Source organism: Limimaricola variabilis, from assembly GCF_034371605.1.
Lineage (GTDB): Bacteria > Pseudomonadota > Alphaproteobacteria > Rhodobacterales > Rhodobacteraceae > Limimaricola > Limimaricola variabilis.
In genome coordinates this window covers 64,149-76,765 of the sequence record NZ_CP139693.1, presented here as the reverse complement: position 1 = coordinate 76,765, position 12,617 = coordinate 64,149, and the positions used below count along the sequence as shown (strand labels likewise).

Here is a 12,617-nt window from a genome sequence, read left to right as displayed (position 1 = left end):
GCGGCTTGCCCGGTCGGGCGCCGGTAGCTAGTTCCTCTGCTGCCGCGGCGTTGATGCTCCCTCGATGGATCGGGGCCGCTGCAGTTTTGGTGGAAAAGGGGCGAGACGGTTGAACGCCAGATTGTCGCTGAGCCAGCGTCTTTTTCTTCTGACCGGGGTAGCGCTCCTACCAGCCATCCTGATTGTCACCAGTGCCGAGGTCTCCTCCAGACGTATCCGCGAAGCTGAAGCTCAAGGCTATGTCGCCAGGATGAGTGACCTCGCCGCATCCGAGATCGAACGAGCACTGACGTCGGCGGCGACGCTCATGATTGCTGTCGCGGCGGCTCCGCCGGTCACCCGGCGCGATAGCGAAGGCTGCGAGACCTATATTCAGGAGGTCAACAGGCAGCTCCCGCAGCTCAATGACATCATCGTCGCCGACGAAGAGGGCACGATCTTCTGCCATACGGGCGCAACGCCCAACGCCGCGCTGCCCGCGGTTGCAGACCCGCTGATGGCAGAACTTTCGGGCTCGCGTTTTGCCATCGGCACCTATCAGGACACGCCCGCTGGACCCAGTCTGCCCATCGGGATGGCGGTCAGGACCGAGGGCGGAGAGGAGCGGTTCGTCTTGCTCGGCATCAGTCTCACGGCGCTCGAGGAGGTAATTTACGACAGCGGCTTTGAAGCCGGCACCGAGATGACGATCGCCGATCGAAACGGGACCATCTTGGCGCATCGCCCTTTCGTATCGAATATCGTGGGCGAGAAACTCTCGGAGGGAGCCGCTGCGCTCGCGGCGTCCGGGTCAAGGGGGACAGCTTCCTTGCCGGGGAGCGACGGCCGGGAACTCTTCGTCGGATACCAGCCACCCGTGGAGAGGCGGCCATTTTTCATCTCCGTGGGTCTGCCGAAGGACCAAGTGATGGCCCCGGTGAACGCTGCGACCCGCCGTTCGGCATCCTTGGCGTTGGCTGGCGGCGCCATCGCGTTTCTCATGGCCTGGATGTTCGGGCGGGTCTTCGTGCGTCGCCCGGTGCAAAATCTCGTGCGCACGATCAAGCGGTGGCAAAGCGGAAACAAGAACGTACGGACAGGTGCGCTGGAGCGCACGAGCGAGCTGGGCTTGATCGGCGCGACCTTGGATCACCTGCTCGATGAGCTGCAGGAACGTGAGGAAGCTCAGCGACAGGCCGAAGGGCAGCGTGACGTGCTTGCGCGGGAGCTCGAGCATCGGGTCAAGAACCTGCTTTCTGTCGTCCAGGCCATCGCGCGCCGTACCTTCTCCGATGGCATCGAGTTGCCCGAGGCACGCCGCACCTTTCAGGATCGTTTGAACGTGCTGGCCAGGGCTCAAACCGTTCTCACGTCCAGGCAGAGGTCAGGGACGACCATCGCGGAAGCAGTCCGTTCAGCCTACGAGCCTTTTGCAGGGCTCGATGCTGGACAGATCACCGCCTCTGGCCCGGATATCCCTCTCGGTCCCGAGGCAAACCTGGCCTTGTCCATGGCCCTCCATGAGCTGCTCACGAATGCGATGAAATATGGCGCCCTCAGTGTCTCCGATGGTCGGGTGTCCATTGAGTGGGCTGTGCAGGACGCGAAGAGCAGCGAGTGCCTTCATCTCCGGTGGAGCGAGCATGACGGTCCACCTGTCGTTTCGCCTGAGAGGGCCGGCTTCGGCACCATCATGATCAAGCAGATGTTGGAGACAGAGACTGGAGGAAAGGTGAGCGTCGATTACGACCCAGCTGGCCTCGTCTGTGAAATCCAGTTGCCGGTGAAAGCAGGTGCTCAGCCGAACAGGATCGAAAAAGAGCTTTCCATCTGACTGAATGAGCTGCTCCCGCGCTGCGCTGGTCTCTCAACCACAGCGGCGCCATCCGATGGCGCGACCTGTCTCGGAACGATCCTGCCGGGATGACCCGGCTGAGCGCGGCTTATGGCATGCGCTACGGCGCAGTCGCCGCCTTTCGAGAGCCCAGCGGGCTGCGCTCCCATGGCCTCTTCTATCGCCATGACCGCGACCACGAGGAAGCTGAGCTCGAGCAACTCGCCCGTTTCATCGCCCGCCGGCATCGCGGTGCTGACGGCGATCAAGCAGGGTGTCCGCATCAAGCAGATCGCCCATGGCTTCAACGTGAGCGAGGGCGCGATCAAGCAGCGGCAGCGTAACGCCCCCTGAAGCTTGACGCCGCGACCGGCGCGCAGGCCGCGATCAAGGCCAGCGAGGCCGGGCTGATCTGACTTCAGGTTCCGCGCTGCGCACAGCCGCAACGAAGGTCGAAATGCCTGCTAGCCCTGATGAAGTGCTTCCTAGACCATCATCGCCCGAGCCCGGAATACGGCATTGATGGCTGTTCCGGTCCGAGGGCATGTCATAAGGGAGCGAACCATGCTCAGGGTATCGATGACGGGGGTTGGGCTTCTGGAAGGGGAACCATCGCGGACCTGAAACGTTCAGAAGAGCTCCTGAATGACATGAAGCTCCTTCGGTAAGGAAGCCCATGAAGCGCAGAACCAACAAGACCGCCATTGCTTCGTTGCGGCCTTTCGTTCTCCTCTCGTGGGCCTTGATCATCGGGGGCACGGCGATGATGGTCTTCGCTGGAATACCTTTGATCATCATCGCCACAATGCTGCTTCTGTTGTCCTCCGTATGGTGGCAAAGTCTGACTATGTATGGCGGATGGTAACGCGGCTTTACTGAGCTCACGGCCTTTCTCATGACCGGCGAACGGCGCTCTGCCTTGGGAAAACTGAGCCGCAGCTTATCCGCCAGCGCTATGCGCAGCACCAGATACACCAATGACGGTCGTTCTTCCGACGATCGAGCACGCGACGGCCGTTGAGGCCGACGCCGGTGAAGGGTGGCCCGACTTCAAAGAGTTCAACCGAGCCCGCCCCCGCCCTGCCCGAACAGCAGCATTGCCCAGTCGCGGCGATCGAGCCGCTTCCTGCGGAGCGCGTAGTTCTTGCATAGCCCCGCCAGCTGCCGCTCGATCCAGGCGACCGACAGGGCGCGCGTTCTGCCCGCGGAAGCCGCAACATCTTTGAAGTGAAGTCCAACTAGCTTGGGGTGGGGGGCAGAAGTCGGTTCCCCTCGACCGGTACCCAAACGTGAAATCGGGCCAGTCGTTCGCACAGGCGGTGCGAATGTTCACGGTGACGGCGTGGTCGGCGCAGCTGTGAACGTTGCCGATCGAGCGGTCGAGTATACCGGAGCCTCTGACATGATCGGGCGGGGCGAGCGGGGCGGGGGCATGGGCGATTTCGACCCGCCAAACAACCTACCGCGCTAATGTCCGATAGGAGACGGATTATCGGATACGACTTCCTGCGTGTGCGAAGAGGGGGCGGGGCCGAACAGACTGGCCGTGGCTGTGGCGCTTCGCATTGATTTTCGGGACTGCACTGCTGGTGGGTCTTCGCGCGGTTCCTAGAACATGCCAAGGGTCGAACTCGGCAAAGGGGCGATCTCACTTTTTGTGGGGGCTTCCCTTTCGCCACGCGGTCGCGGCATCCTCTCGGCCTTGCCGCAGGACGGGCCCTCATCCAGCTGGTCTCCCGGGTCGAACCGATCGCGGGCGATCCCGGTCGTCTGTTTGCAACTGCCGGAGCGGTCATGGCATCTGGCAGATCCGCCGGAGACGTATCCGAAGAAAAGCCCAAGTTCCGAACCAAAGCCAAAGCACCGGAACCTGAAAACCCCTTCCTGACCGTGCCGATTTTCCGGGTCTGGTCACGAGCAGGGAACAGGCTTGGGAAACCCGACGTCGGCCGCGTGGTTGAGGCGGGAACCGAAACCGGATTTTCCGAGGTACTTATGGCAGACGAACGCAGGCGCGCCCTCAGCGAGGTTCTCAATCAACTGGAAAGCTCGGTTCACGGGGAAAGCATCGCGATTTCGGAGGTGATCGAGAAGCTCGGTCACAAGTCGTTCGCCTCCCTGATGCTAGTGTTCTCGTTGATTTCCACCTCGCCGGCGAGCGCCATTCCCGGCATCACGACCGTCGTGGCGGTGATCGTTTTCATCCTCGTCGTGCAGATGCTGGTCGGGCGCAAATGTCTCTGGCTGCCGGAGTTCATCACCCGCCGGCACATGTCGGCCGCCAAACTCTGCAAGGGCATCGGCTGGCTGCGCAAGCCGGTGCACTTCATCGAGCGGTTCCTGAGGCCCCGCTTGGCCTTTCTATTCCATCGTCCCTGGCTCTGGCTGCCGCTGATCCTGATCCTGTGTCTCACCCTCTTCATGCCCGTCATGGAGATCGTGCCGACCTCGGGCTCCATTGCCTCCGCCGTCATCGCCCTCTTCGCGGCTGGGCTTCTGACCCGTGACGGACTCTTGGCGGTGCTGTCCCTGATCTTGCTACTCGCTGTTCCGGTGGCCGTCTGGCAATTCGGCTTCACCGGATGAGGGGTATCATGACAAGGATCTCCAATGCTGGTCTGGCGTCCCGTCCCGATCTGCTCGACGCGATCTTGCCGGACTGATTGCGTCATGGCCCTTGTCTCCAATTTTACTGCGGCACTGGCTCCGCCACGACGCCCTCCCCGTCGGCATTCCGATTACATTGCTATACGCGGCGATACGCTGGAGCAGTGCCGAATGTCGCAGGTCAAACGTGCTTCGGGCCGCAGAAGTTCTGCCCGCCCATGGGACGCAATGTCACTTTTTGAACCAGATCCAGACGATCGCCGTTACCCGGACATCGGCCCTGTGGGAGGCGACCATAAGGAGGAGGAGCGATGCCTCGAACTGGCGCGCCGACCGGGAACGCGGCGTATCGCAAGGACTTGCTCCGTGGGTTCGGTGGCGCGATCCTGTTCGCTTTCCCACTGTTGATGACCATGGAGATGTGGCGGCTGGGTTTTTACATGGAGCCAAGCCGATTGGGGCTTTTTCTGGGCCTGAATTTCCTGGTGCTGATGGGGCTGTCCTGGTTCGCGGGCTTTTCGATCAGCGACGGATGGCTGGACATGGGTCGCGAGGCGATCACCGCCTACGGGATCGGGATCCTGGCTGCCGCCGCTTTGCTCTATCTCCTCGGCGTCATCACGACGTCCATGCCCCTTTCCGAAGTGAGCGGGAAGATTGCAGTTCAGGCGATCCCTGCCAGCTTGGGCGCCATCGTCGCCCGGCGCCAGCTAGGCGCGTCCTCGGAGGACGATGGTCAGCAGCGCCGGGAGAACCGTGCCGGCTATGCCGGACAGCTCTTCTTGATGACCGCAGGTGCGCTCTATCTTTGCTTCAATGTCGCCCCGACGGAAGAAATGGTGCTAATTGCATTCAAGATGACGCCCTTGCGTCAGATGCTGCTCGTGGGGCTTGCCATTCTTCTGCTTCACGGGTTCGTCTACACGGTCGGATTTCGGGGGCAGGAACCCGTTGGGCAAGCCGGCAATGGTCGGGTGTTTCTAAGCTATACGCTCGCAGGCTACGCAATTGCGGTCCTGGTCAGCCTGTATGTGCTCTGGACCTTTGGGCGGACGGATGGCACCTCCGTGCCGCAGATCGTGGCGATGATCACGGTCCTGGGGCTGCCGGCTGCCTTGGGTGCAGCCCTGGCCCGCTTGGTGGTCTGATGCCAGAAAGTGGACAGGACCTGCCGCACGACGAGGAACGGGTCGCGCCGCTCGAATGGTTGGCGGCGGGATTGGGGCTGGTCCTGACGCTCACAATGCTCGGGATACTGATCTGGCAGATGTGGATCGAGCCCGAGGAGCAGCTGCCGCTCGTGAGCGTAAGAATGACAACCCATGAGGCATCCGGCTCACTCCACGTGGTGGGCATCGTGGCCTACAATGCCCGCGCGGCTACCGCGGCCAACGTGGTCATCGAGGGCACGCTCCTGCAGGGGGGGCAGGTTGTCGAGAGCGCGCAGCTCTCTCTCGATTACGTACCAGGGCATTCATCCCGGCACGGCGGCCTATTCTTCACCCGGGACCCCCGAAACCACGAGCTGAAGATCCGTGCGCTCGGATACGCCGATCCGTGATTTCCGCACCGGCTCGGTGGGCGGACATGGCGTGTCACTGCGGCCACCGCCTCGCTTGAAGAGCGGTTGAGGTCATTTCCGCATCCAAGCCATGGGTCGGTGCCCCAGAATTGAGGCGACCCGGCACAGCTACCCTGCTGGCTCCTCTTGAATGACGGGAGGGGCCGCATGCTCGTCTCTGAGACTGCCGTCCAAGGCTGGGGCCATCAATCGCTGCATTTCCATTCTGCCTGTTAATCGGGCAAAAGACCTGCAACCCGCCTCTTCGGTGCGCGACACCTTACGTCCTGATCCCACTATGCGTCTGATCCGACATCTTTTTCCCGCCATGGGACCTTTCCGCAGGACCGAACAGGTTCGGGCCGCAGGCGGCGCGGTCCTTGGTCTCGCGGTTTGCGGTCTCATCACCACGCTGACCCCCGTAGCCTTCAGTTTGTCAGAGGCGATCATCGCCCCCATGGGCGCAAGCGCGGTTCTGCTTTTTGCAGCGCCCAACAGCCCGCTTGCTCAGCCTTGGTCGGCCATGATCGGCAATATGAGCTCGGCCCTGACAGCGCTTCTCGTTATCGCCGTGGTCCCGGCGCCCTGGACGGCGGCGGTGGCCCTCGGGCTGGCGATCCTCGTGATGATGCTGTTGCGCGCCCTGCACCCGCCGGGCGGAGCGGTTGCTCTTCTGAGCACGCTCGATCCGGATCCGGTTCTGAATGCCGGGATCTGGTTTGCCATCGGTCCGGTCGGGGTTTCGACGATGGTGCTGGTTGGTTCTGGCTGCCACGGCCTACAATCGCCTAACGGGACGGGTTTACCCCTTCCGGCAGGCGGATACGCAAGCAGACCGAGACGGCCAGCGTCTCGGGCTTGCGACTGAGGAGTTGGAAGCATTGCTGGGCCGGTTCAACCAGTCGGCCAACATGGGGGCGGCGGATCTGGGTCGCTTACTTGCCGCGGCCGAGGAAGAGGCCGTGCGGCATCGCTTCAACGGTACGAGCTGTGCGGACGTGATGACCCGACCGCTGATCATCACCCTCGCGAACGCACCACTGTCGGACATTGCGAAGCTGTTTCGCGAGAACTCGATCAAGTGCGTTTCGGTCGTCGATGCGGAGGGCCGGCTATTGGGTCTCGTGCTGCAGGCGGATCTGCTGCAGCCCCTGATTGCGACCGGTCCCGTATGGCGGCGGGGCTGGAAAGGCTCGGAGCTCCGGGCCGCCGATATCATGCGGCCCGCCACCGCCACTGTACCCCATGACCAGCCGATCGGATATCTTCTGCACCAATTCGCCCGGCAGGGTGTCCAAGTCGCGCCGGTCATCCGCTCCGGACAATTGGTGGGAATCCTCACGAGGTCGGACCTCATGAGGCTGCTTTTCTAAAGCGGTCGTGGACAGGTTCGAGAATAGCGGGGACGTGGGATCACCGGGATTTCGAAGACGCAGACTGCGTGACCGGCTTCCCTTGCCTGGCCGCCGCACCCACCGGCATTGTCATCGTGAAAATGACAAGACCGTCCTGCATCTCGGCGGTCAGATGGCCCCCATGCGCCCGAGCGATCTCGGAGGCGATGTAGAGCCCCAGCCCGATCCCCGATCCCTTGCTGTCCTCGCCGCGCGAAAAAGGCTGAAACAGACCGTGCAGAATTGCCGCCGGGATGGGTGGGCTGCCATTCGAGACCGTGAGCCTGAAGACCCCATCCAGGACCTTGGCCTCGATCCGCACCTCGGTACCCGGCGTGCCATGGGTGACGGCGTTGCTCACGAGGTTCGAGAGAAGCTGGCCCATGCGCGCCCGGTCGCAGTCCAGTCGGTCGATGACGAAGTCGGAGCAGATGCCACGATGCGTTACGGCCTCGATCTCGGCCACCACCTGTTCGAACTCCGATCGAAGATCGGCCGCAGGATCGCGATCGACGGGCAGGCCACCGGCCAGGCGGCATTTCGCCAGATCCAGTAGGTCGCGGATCATCGTCTCCATGCGGCTGGCGCTGACGCCGATTTTCTGGATGATCTCCAAAGCGTCGTCACGCTGCGGCTCTCGCGCCAGGAGACGCGCGCCGGCCTGGATCGCCTGCACCGGATTGCGCAGGTCGTGCCCCAGCACCGCCAGGAATTCCTCGCGCAACCGGCTCAGTGCTCGCTCGTCCGCCAGATCGTCATCCCGGCGCGCCAGCTCCCGCTGCGCATCAAGTTGAGCGGAAATCAGATCGGCGAAAAGTGCGGCCGTCTCCCGGACCGCAGGGGTGTCGATCCGGCGCGGCTCGGTGTCGAAGCCGCAGAGCGTGCCGAAAAGCCCACCATTGCGACAGGAGATCGGCACGGAGAGATAACTTTCGATCCGGTGCCCCGCCAGAATCCAGCCCGACCGGTCCCTTCCGGGAGATGACCCGTCACTCTCCGCGACCAGCAGGTCCTGGTTCGATAAGCCGGGGCAGGGGGCTTCTCCGAAGGCAATCATGTCACCGACTGTGAGACCAAAGCCGATCTCGTCCACGCAGGCGCAGATGACCAACCCCTTCGAAGTGGACCGGGCGATGGCTGCGAACCGCAGCCCCGTCATCGCACAGACGGTCTTCAGGATCCGGCAGGTGGAGGGCAGCCGAAGCACCGCATCGAAGTCGTTGTCCAGCACATGATCGTCTGCCACCGCCCCGATCCTCATTCCCTGCGCCAGAACGCCCCTGATACGTTCATGAACAAGTAATCACGGCGCCTTGTGATTGCGTCGAGTATGGCACCCTTTTTGCGGATCTCTGACTGAAAAGAATGCTCATGTCATGCAGTTCTGCCGCCTTGGCAATGATCGGCCGATCATCGGATGTCACGGGGAGTGAACGGCGCCCCGCAGGGCGATGAGCAGGGAGGAGAGCTGAGTTTCGGAAAAGGGCTCCTGCAGGCGAGGCCTGTCGCGGAAGGCCGGCTCGATATCCGCGTAGCCCGTCGAGAAGAAATGGGGGATGCCGAGCATGGCCAGTCGTTCGGCTAGGGGGTAGCTGGTTTCGCAGCCCAGATTGATGTCGAGCATGGCGAGGTCTATGGGCTCCCGATCGATGAGCGACAGCGCCTGATGCACCCGTGCGGCCGGGCCCACCACGATACATCCGAGATCTCTCAGCATGTCCTCGAGATCCATGCAGACGATCATCTCGTCCTCGACCAGCAGGACCCGCAGCCCTCGAAGAGACATTGCGGTCATAAGTATTTCGCGGGGTCGGGGAGCGAGATCTCGCAGCTCATCCCGGAGCGGGCCAGGTGGACCCGCACCTCTCCCCCAAGCTCATGCGCGAGCCCTTTCTCGAGCAGTTGGAGGCCGAACCCCTGGCCCTGCACGACGTCGACCGGGGGGCCTTCCTGCTCGACCCAGGACAGGTGCAGGGTGTTGTCGTCCATCTCTCTCCAGCGGATTTCGATCCGGCCCTGATCCGACCGGAGCGCCCCGTGCCGGACGGCGTTGGCCACCAGTTCGTGAAACCCCATTCCGAGAGCGAGAGCGACCTTCGGGGCCAACCGAATATCGGGCCCGTCGAGCTGCACGCGCTCGGCTCCACTGACGGCGTCGAGGAAGGGCGCAAAAGCCGTGTGCGCCAGCTCCCGGAGATCGACCGGTCGCCAGTTTTCCCGCATGATCAGGCTGTGGCTTTGCGACAGAGCCAGCAAACGGTTCTGGAAGGTCTCCATCGCGATCTGGTCGGCCCGCCCCCGCAAGGTGCGCTTGGCAATGGACTGCACGGTCGCGAGCATGTTCTTCACGCGGTGATTGAGCTCCTCGATCAGGAGCTTCTGATGCGCTTCCACCTTTTGACGTTCCGCTATTTCCTGCTGGGCCGCTTCGAACAAGGCAGCATTGTCGAGCGCGACCGAGGCCTGGGCCGCGATCGCGGTGACGATCCTTTCGCTGCGCTCGGTGAAGACGCCGGCGTCTTCATGACCGAAAATCAGGGCGCCATGGATTGTCCCGTTGCAGGCCTTCACCGGCACGGACAGATAGCTGGTGACGGGCAGGTGCCTCGGCGGCATGCCCCGATACGGCGCGTTCAACCCATAGCGCGGATCACGGCGAATGTTGTCAGAGCGGATGACGACGCCTTCGGCAAATGTCGGACCGAAGACCGCTGTATGTCGGGGTTGAGGGAACGCCGCGAAGGCCTCCCGTGGCGCACCGCAGAGGGTGTAAAGTTGCAGGGCTTTCCCGTCCCGGATGACATTGTAGAAGAACGCTCCGAACCGCGCCCCTGACAATGTGGTCGCCGCCTCGGTGACAGCCTGGACGATTTCCTCGAGGTCCAGCTTGCTGGCCAACATGGCCCCGGTTCGATGAAGCGTTTCGAGAATGCGGGTTTCCTCTTCCAGCGCCTCGATCGCCTGACCTTGGCCCCGGGTTCTGCGCACTTCCAGCACGGTGCCGACGACATGCCCCTCCTCATGGACCGGCCTTGCCGTATAGGTGACAGGATGGAGTTCTCCATCCCTGTGCAGGACAACACCGCGCTCCGCCATTCCGCTGCTCACGGGAAAATCCCGTTCGACCGGCTCGCTCCGCGAGGAACGATGGGCCTCCTCGGAGACGCCATGGAAGGCGACGTCATGAAGCGGTCGGCCTCGAAGCTCGTCGAGACTGAAGCCGATCAGCGCCTCGGCGGCGGAATTCATGAAAACGCAATGCTGCTGCGGATCGAGGAGGAACAGGGCTTCGCTGGCGTGGTCGCACAGCGCCATCAGCACGCTGTTCCTGGTGGCGCAGCCCGGCGCATTCTCGGTGGGGTTCAGCATGATTTCTGACAATGTATGGGAGGCGGCCGAAGGCCATATGTAAACCCAAATGGCCCCGGTTCCAGCCCCCTTCCGTCCCACACGATCACGGACCTCTCGAGATGGTCCAGAGTCCTCGAAGGCGGTCTGGAAAAACTCCAGAAGGACCCATTAAAAGACAACGGCCGACCTCGAAATACAGGCAACGAAAATCACGGCTCGTGCTAAGCAAGAGGGGTGGTGGGCGCGCGCTTGATCAAAGGTTCTGCGACCCGGTCACGTTCTTAGCGTGCCTTGTGCCACTTGTTTTCAACGAGTTGAATGGTTTGCGAAAGCGGCCCGCCATGGCTTGGCGGGTCGTTTCGTTTGATGGATAGCATCGCTTGCGTGTGCCCCATCATCGCCCTACGCGCTGCATGGCTTGAGGTGGTCCCGATTTTCCAGACAGGCGCGCGGCGCTGCCAAGGTTGCCCGTTGATCAAGCCGCCGCTTCCAGCCCAGGGTCAGCATGGGCCTCGACTGATGTTCGCCCACCAAGCGCCGTGTGAGGCGGCGGGGAAATTGAAGTGAGGCACTGAAGTTCGGGTGAATCGTAGGATAACAGGCGGGGCTATCCCTATACATGCATTAGATTTGCATCTATTGACGCGACATGAAGCTATCACGCCATACCGATTATGCCTTGCGGGTCCTGATCCATCTTGCAGCCGGCGAAGGCGAACTGATCTCGATCCGGAGGATCGCGCAAGCATACGGTATTTCTCAGAACCACCTGATGAAGATCGCGCTCAATCTTGGGCGCGCCGGATTTATCGAGACTGTCCGGGGTCGGTATGGTGGGCTGCAATTGGCTCGTCCGGCACCTGAGATCGCTGTCGGCGCGATTGTTCGCCATACCGAAGGGAACGGTGACCTGGTTGCCTGTGACAATTGTTTGATTGCGCCGGCTTGCGGGCTCCCGAGGATCCTCGACGAAGCCATGGAAGCGTTCCTGCGGGTGCTGGATGGCTACAGTCTCAGTGATATCGCCAACCGGCCCAGAATGCTGCGGGATCTATTCCATTGCTCTACAGCGCCTGCGCGTGAATGCGATCGGGAGGGGGCGATGTGAGTGGCCTGACCGACAAGCGACTGCAAGGCATAATCAAGAAACGGAAAGGAGTCCGATGCCTCACCGGCTGAATCTTCGCTGCGCCGATTGCGGCATCCGTCATCGCGCGGTCTGCGCGCGCTGTGACGAGAGCGAACTCGAGCAGTTGGAGAAGATCAAGGTCTACCGACGCTACGAGGCGGGGCAGAAAATTGCCTGGGCGGGCGACCCGATGAACTTCGTGGGTTCGGTTGTCTCCGGTATCGCCACCTTGTCGCAAACCTTGGAGGACGGACGGGTGCAGATGGTGGGGCTCCTGCTGCCATCGGATTTCATCGGGCGGCCCGGACGTGACAGCACACCCTACGACGTCACGGCCGCCAGCGACGTGACACTGTGCTGCTTTCGACGCGGACCTTTCGAGCGACTGCTTGGGGAAACGCCGCATGTGGGCGAGCGTCTTTTGGAGATGACGCTTGATGAACTCGATGCGGCGCGCGAATGGATGCTGGTGCTTGGTCGCAAGACGGCCCGCGAGCGCATTGCGAGCCTTCTCGTATCGGTCGCGCGGCGGGAGGCGAGTTTCGATCTGACGCCCAAAAACAGGGATATACGGCTTGATCTTCCGCTGACTCGCGAAGCGATGTCCGAGTATCTTGGCCTGACCCTCGAAACGGTGAGCCGGCAGCTTAACGGGCTTGGTCGCGAAGGCCTGATCGAACTCGATGGCAAGCGGCGGATCACGATTCCGGACTTGAACCGGCTTGCGACCGAAACCGGGGATGGAGCAGGGGCATTGTGAAA

Annotated in this window: 13 protein-coding genes and 1 pseudogene; 10 read left to right on the top strand and 4 right to left on the bottom strand. The window is 62.3% G+C overall.

Annotation, left to right across the window (positions count from 1 at the left end; translation table 11 throughout):
• The first annotated feature begins 109 nt into the window (after nt 1-109).
• From T8T21_RS17620 to T8T21_RS17615, 3 genes and pseudogenes are all read left to right on the top strand, one after another.
• Nucleotides 110-1,813, top strand: coding sequence for a sensor histidine kinase (locus tag T8T21_RS17620; protein WP_322337971.1), 1,704 nt, complete (start codon nt 110-112; stop codon nt 1,811-1,813).
• 20 nt (nt 1,814-1,833) lie between these two features.
• Nucleotides 1,834-1,977 (top strand): annotated as a pseudogene (locus tag T8T21_RS20850) (LuxR family transcriptional regulator); the annotation flags it as partial.
• Nucleotides 1,978-1,999: 22 nt separating this feature from the next.
• On the top strand, nt 2,000-2,167 hold the full coding sequence (locus T8T21_RS17615; RefSeq protein WP_322337970.1) for a hypothetical protein: 168 nt from the start codon (nt 2,000-2,002) through the stop codon (nt 2,165-2,167).
• A 33-nt stretch (nt 2,168-2,200) separates the two neighbouring features.
• Here T8T21_RS17615 and T8T21_RS17610 read toward each other — a convergent pair whose 3' ends face one another.
• On the bottom strand, nt 2,201-2,788 hold the full coding sequence (locus T8T21_RS17610) for a hypothetical protein (protein ID WP_322337969.1): 588 nt from the start codon (nt 2,786-2,788) through the stop codon (nt 2,201-2,203).
• 1,020 nt (nt 2,789-3,808) lie between these two features.
• Between T8T21_RS17610 and T8T21_RS17605 the strand changes: the two genes are divergently transcribed.
• The 5 genes from T8T21_RS17605 (at nt 3,809) to T8T21_RS17585 (ending at nt 7,354) form a co-directional block, all read left to right on the top strand.
• Complete coding sequence (locus T8T21_RS17605) at nt 3,809-4,399, top strand: exopolysaccharide biosynthesis protein (RefSeq protein WP_322338009.1); 591 nt, start codon at nt 3,809-3,811, stop codon at nt 4,397-4,399.
• A gap of 332 nt (nt 4,400-4,731) precedes the next feature.
• Nucleotides 4,732-5,568, top strand: coding sequence for a TIGR02587 family membrane protein (locus T8T21_RS17600; RefSeq protein WP_322337968.1), 837 nt, complete (start codon nt 4,732-4,734; stop codon nt 5,566-5,568).
• Entirely contained in the window at nt 5,568-5,981 is a 414-nt protein-coding gene (locus T8T21_RS17595) for a hypothetical protein (protein ID WP_322337967.1), read from the top strand. Before T8T21_RS17600 ends, T8T21_RS17595 begins: the two co-directional genes overlap by 1 nt.
• Before the next feature lie 328 nt (nt 5,982-6,309).
• Entirely contained in the window at nt 6,310-6,849 is a 540-nt protein-coding gene (locus T8T21_RS17590; RefSeq protein ID WP_322337966.1) for an HPP family protein, read from the top strand.
• Nucleotides 6,850-6,853: 4 nt separating this feature from the next.
• Nucleotides 6,854-7,354 (top strand): CBS domain-containing protein, encoded by a 501-nt coding sequence (locus tag T8T21_RS17585; RefSeq protein WP_322337965.1) that lies wholly within the window; start codon nt 6,854-6,856, stop codon nt 7,352-7,354.
• 40 nt (nt 7,355-7,394) lie between these two features.
• On the opposite strand, the gene T8T21_RS17580 is transcribed toward T8T21_RS17585, so the two are convergent.
• From T8T21_RS17580 to T8T21_RS17570, 3 genes are all read right to left on the bottom strand, one after another.
• A complete protein-coding gene (locus tag T8T21_RS17580; RefSeq protein WP_322337964.1) occupies nt 7,395-8,621 on the bottom strand; it encodes a sensor histidine kinase in 1,227 nt (408 codons plus the stop codon).
• A gap of 174 nt (nt 8,622-8,795) precedes the next feature.
• Entirely contained in the window at nt 8,796-9,107 is a 312-nt protein-coding gene (locus T8T21_RS17575; protein WP_322337963.1) for a response regulator, read from the bottom strand.
• A 59-nt stretch (nt 9,108-9,166) separates the two neighbouring features.
• Complete coding sequence (locus T8T21_RS17570; protein ID WP_322337962.1) at nt 9,167-10,744, bottom strand: sensor histidine kinase; 1,578 nt, start codon at nt 10,742-10,744, stop codon at nt 9,167-9,169.
• 631 nt (nt 10,745-11,375) lie between these two features.
• Between T8T21_RS17570 and T8T21_RS17565 the strand changes: the two genes are divergently transcribed.
• Entirely contained in the window at nt 11,376-11,834 is a 459-nt protein-coding gene (locus tag T8T21_RS17565) for an RrF2 family transcriptional regulator (protein ID WP_322337961.1), read from the top strand.
• A gap of 55 nt (nt 11,835-11,889) precedes the next feature.
• The gene (gene fnrL / locus T8T21_RS17560; RefSeq protein WP_322337960.1) at nt 11,890-12,615 is read left to right on the top strand and encodes a transcriptional regulator FnrL; all 726 of its coding nucleotides are present in this window, start codon (nt 11,890-11,892) and stop codon (nt 12,613-12,615) included.
• Nucleotides 12,616-12,617: the final 2 nt, after the last annotated feature.

What these genes read in the sequence shown, in the direction of transcription:
- T8T21_RS17615 (WP_322337970.1), top strand. Translation starts at nt 2,000, where the DNA reads ATGACCGCGACCACGAGGAAGCTGAGCTCGAGCAACTCGCCCGTTTCA.
- T8T21_RS17605 (WP_322338009.1), top strand. Translation starts at nt 3,809, where the DNA reads ATGGCAGACGAACGCAGGCGCGCCCTCAGCGAGGTTCTCAATCAACTG.
- T8T21_RS17600 (WP_322337968.1), top strand. Translation starts at nt 4,732, where the DNA reads ATGCCTCGAACTGGCGCGCCGACCGGGAACGCGGCGTATCGCAAGGAC.
- T8T21_RS17595 (WP_322337967.1), top strand. Translation starts at nt 5,568, where the DNA reads ATGCCAGAAAGTGGACAGGACCTGCCGCACGACGAGGAACGGGTCGCG.
- T8T21_RS17590 (WP_322337966.1), top strand. Translation starts at nt 6,310, where the DNA reads ATGGGACCTTTCCGCAGGACCGAACAGGTTCGGGCCGCAGGCGGCGCG.
- T8T21_RS17575 (WP_322337963.1), bottom strand. Translation starts at nt 9,107, where the DNA reads ATGGATCTCGAGGACATGCTGAGAGATCTCGGATGTATCGTGGTGGGC.
- T8T21_RS17570 (WP_322337962.1), bottom strand. Translation starts at nt 10,744, where the DNA reads ATGCTGAACCCCACCGAGAATGCGCCGGGCTGCGCCACCAGGAACAGC.
- T8T21_RS17565 (WP_322337961.1), top strand. Translation starts at nt 11,376, where the DNA reads ATGAAGCTATCACGCCATACCGATTATGCCTTGCGGGTCCTGATCCAT.
- fnrL (WP_322337960.1), top strand. Translation starts at nt 11,890, where the DNA reads ATGCCTCACCGGCTGAATCTTCGCTGCGCCGATTGCGGCATCCGTCAT.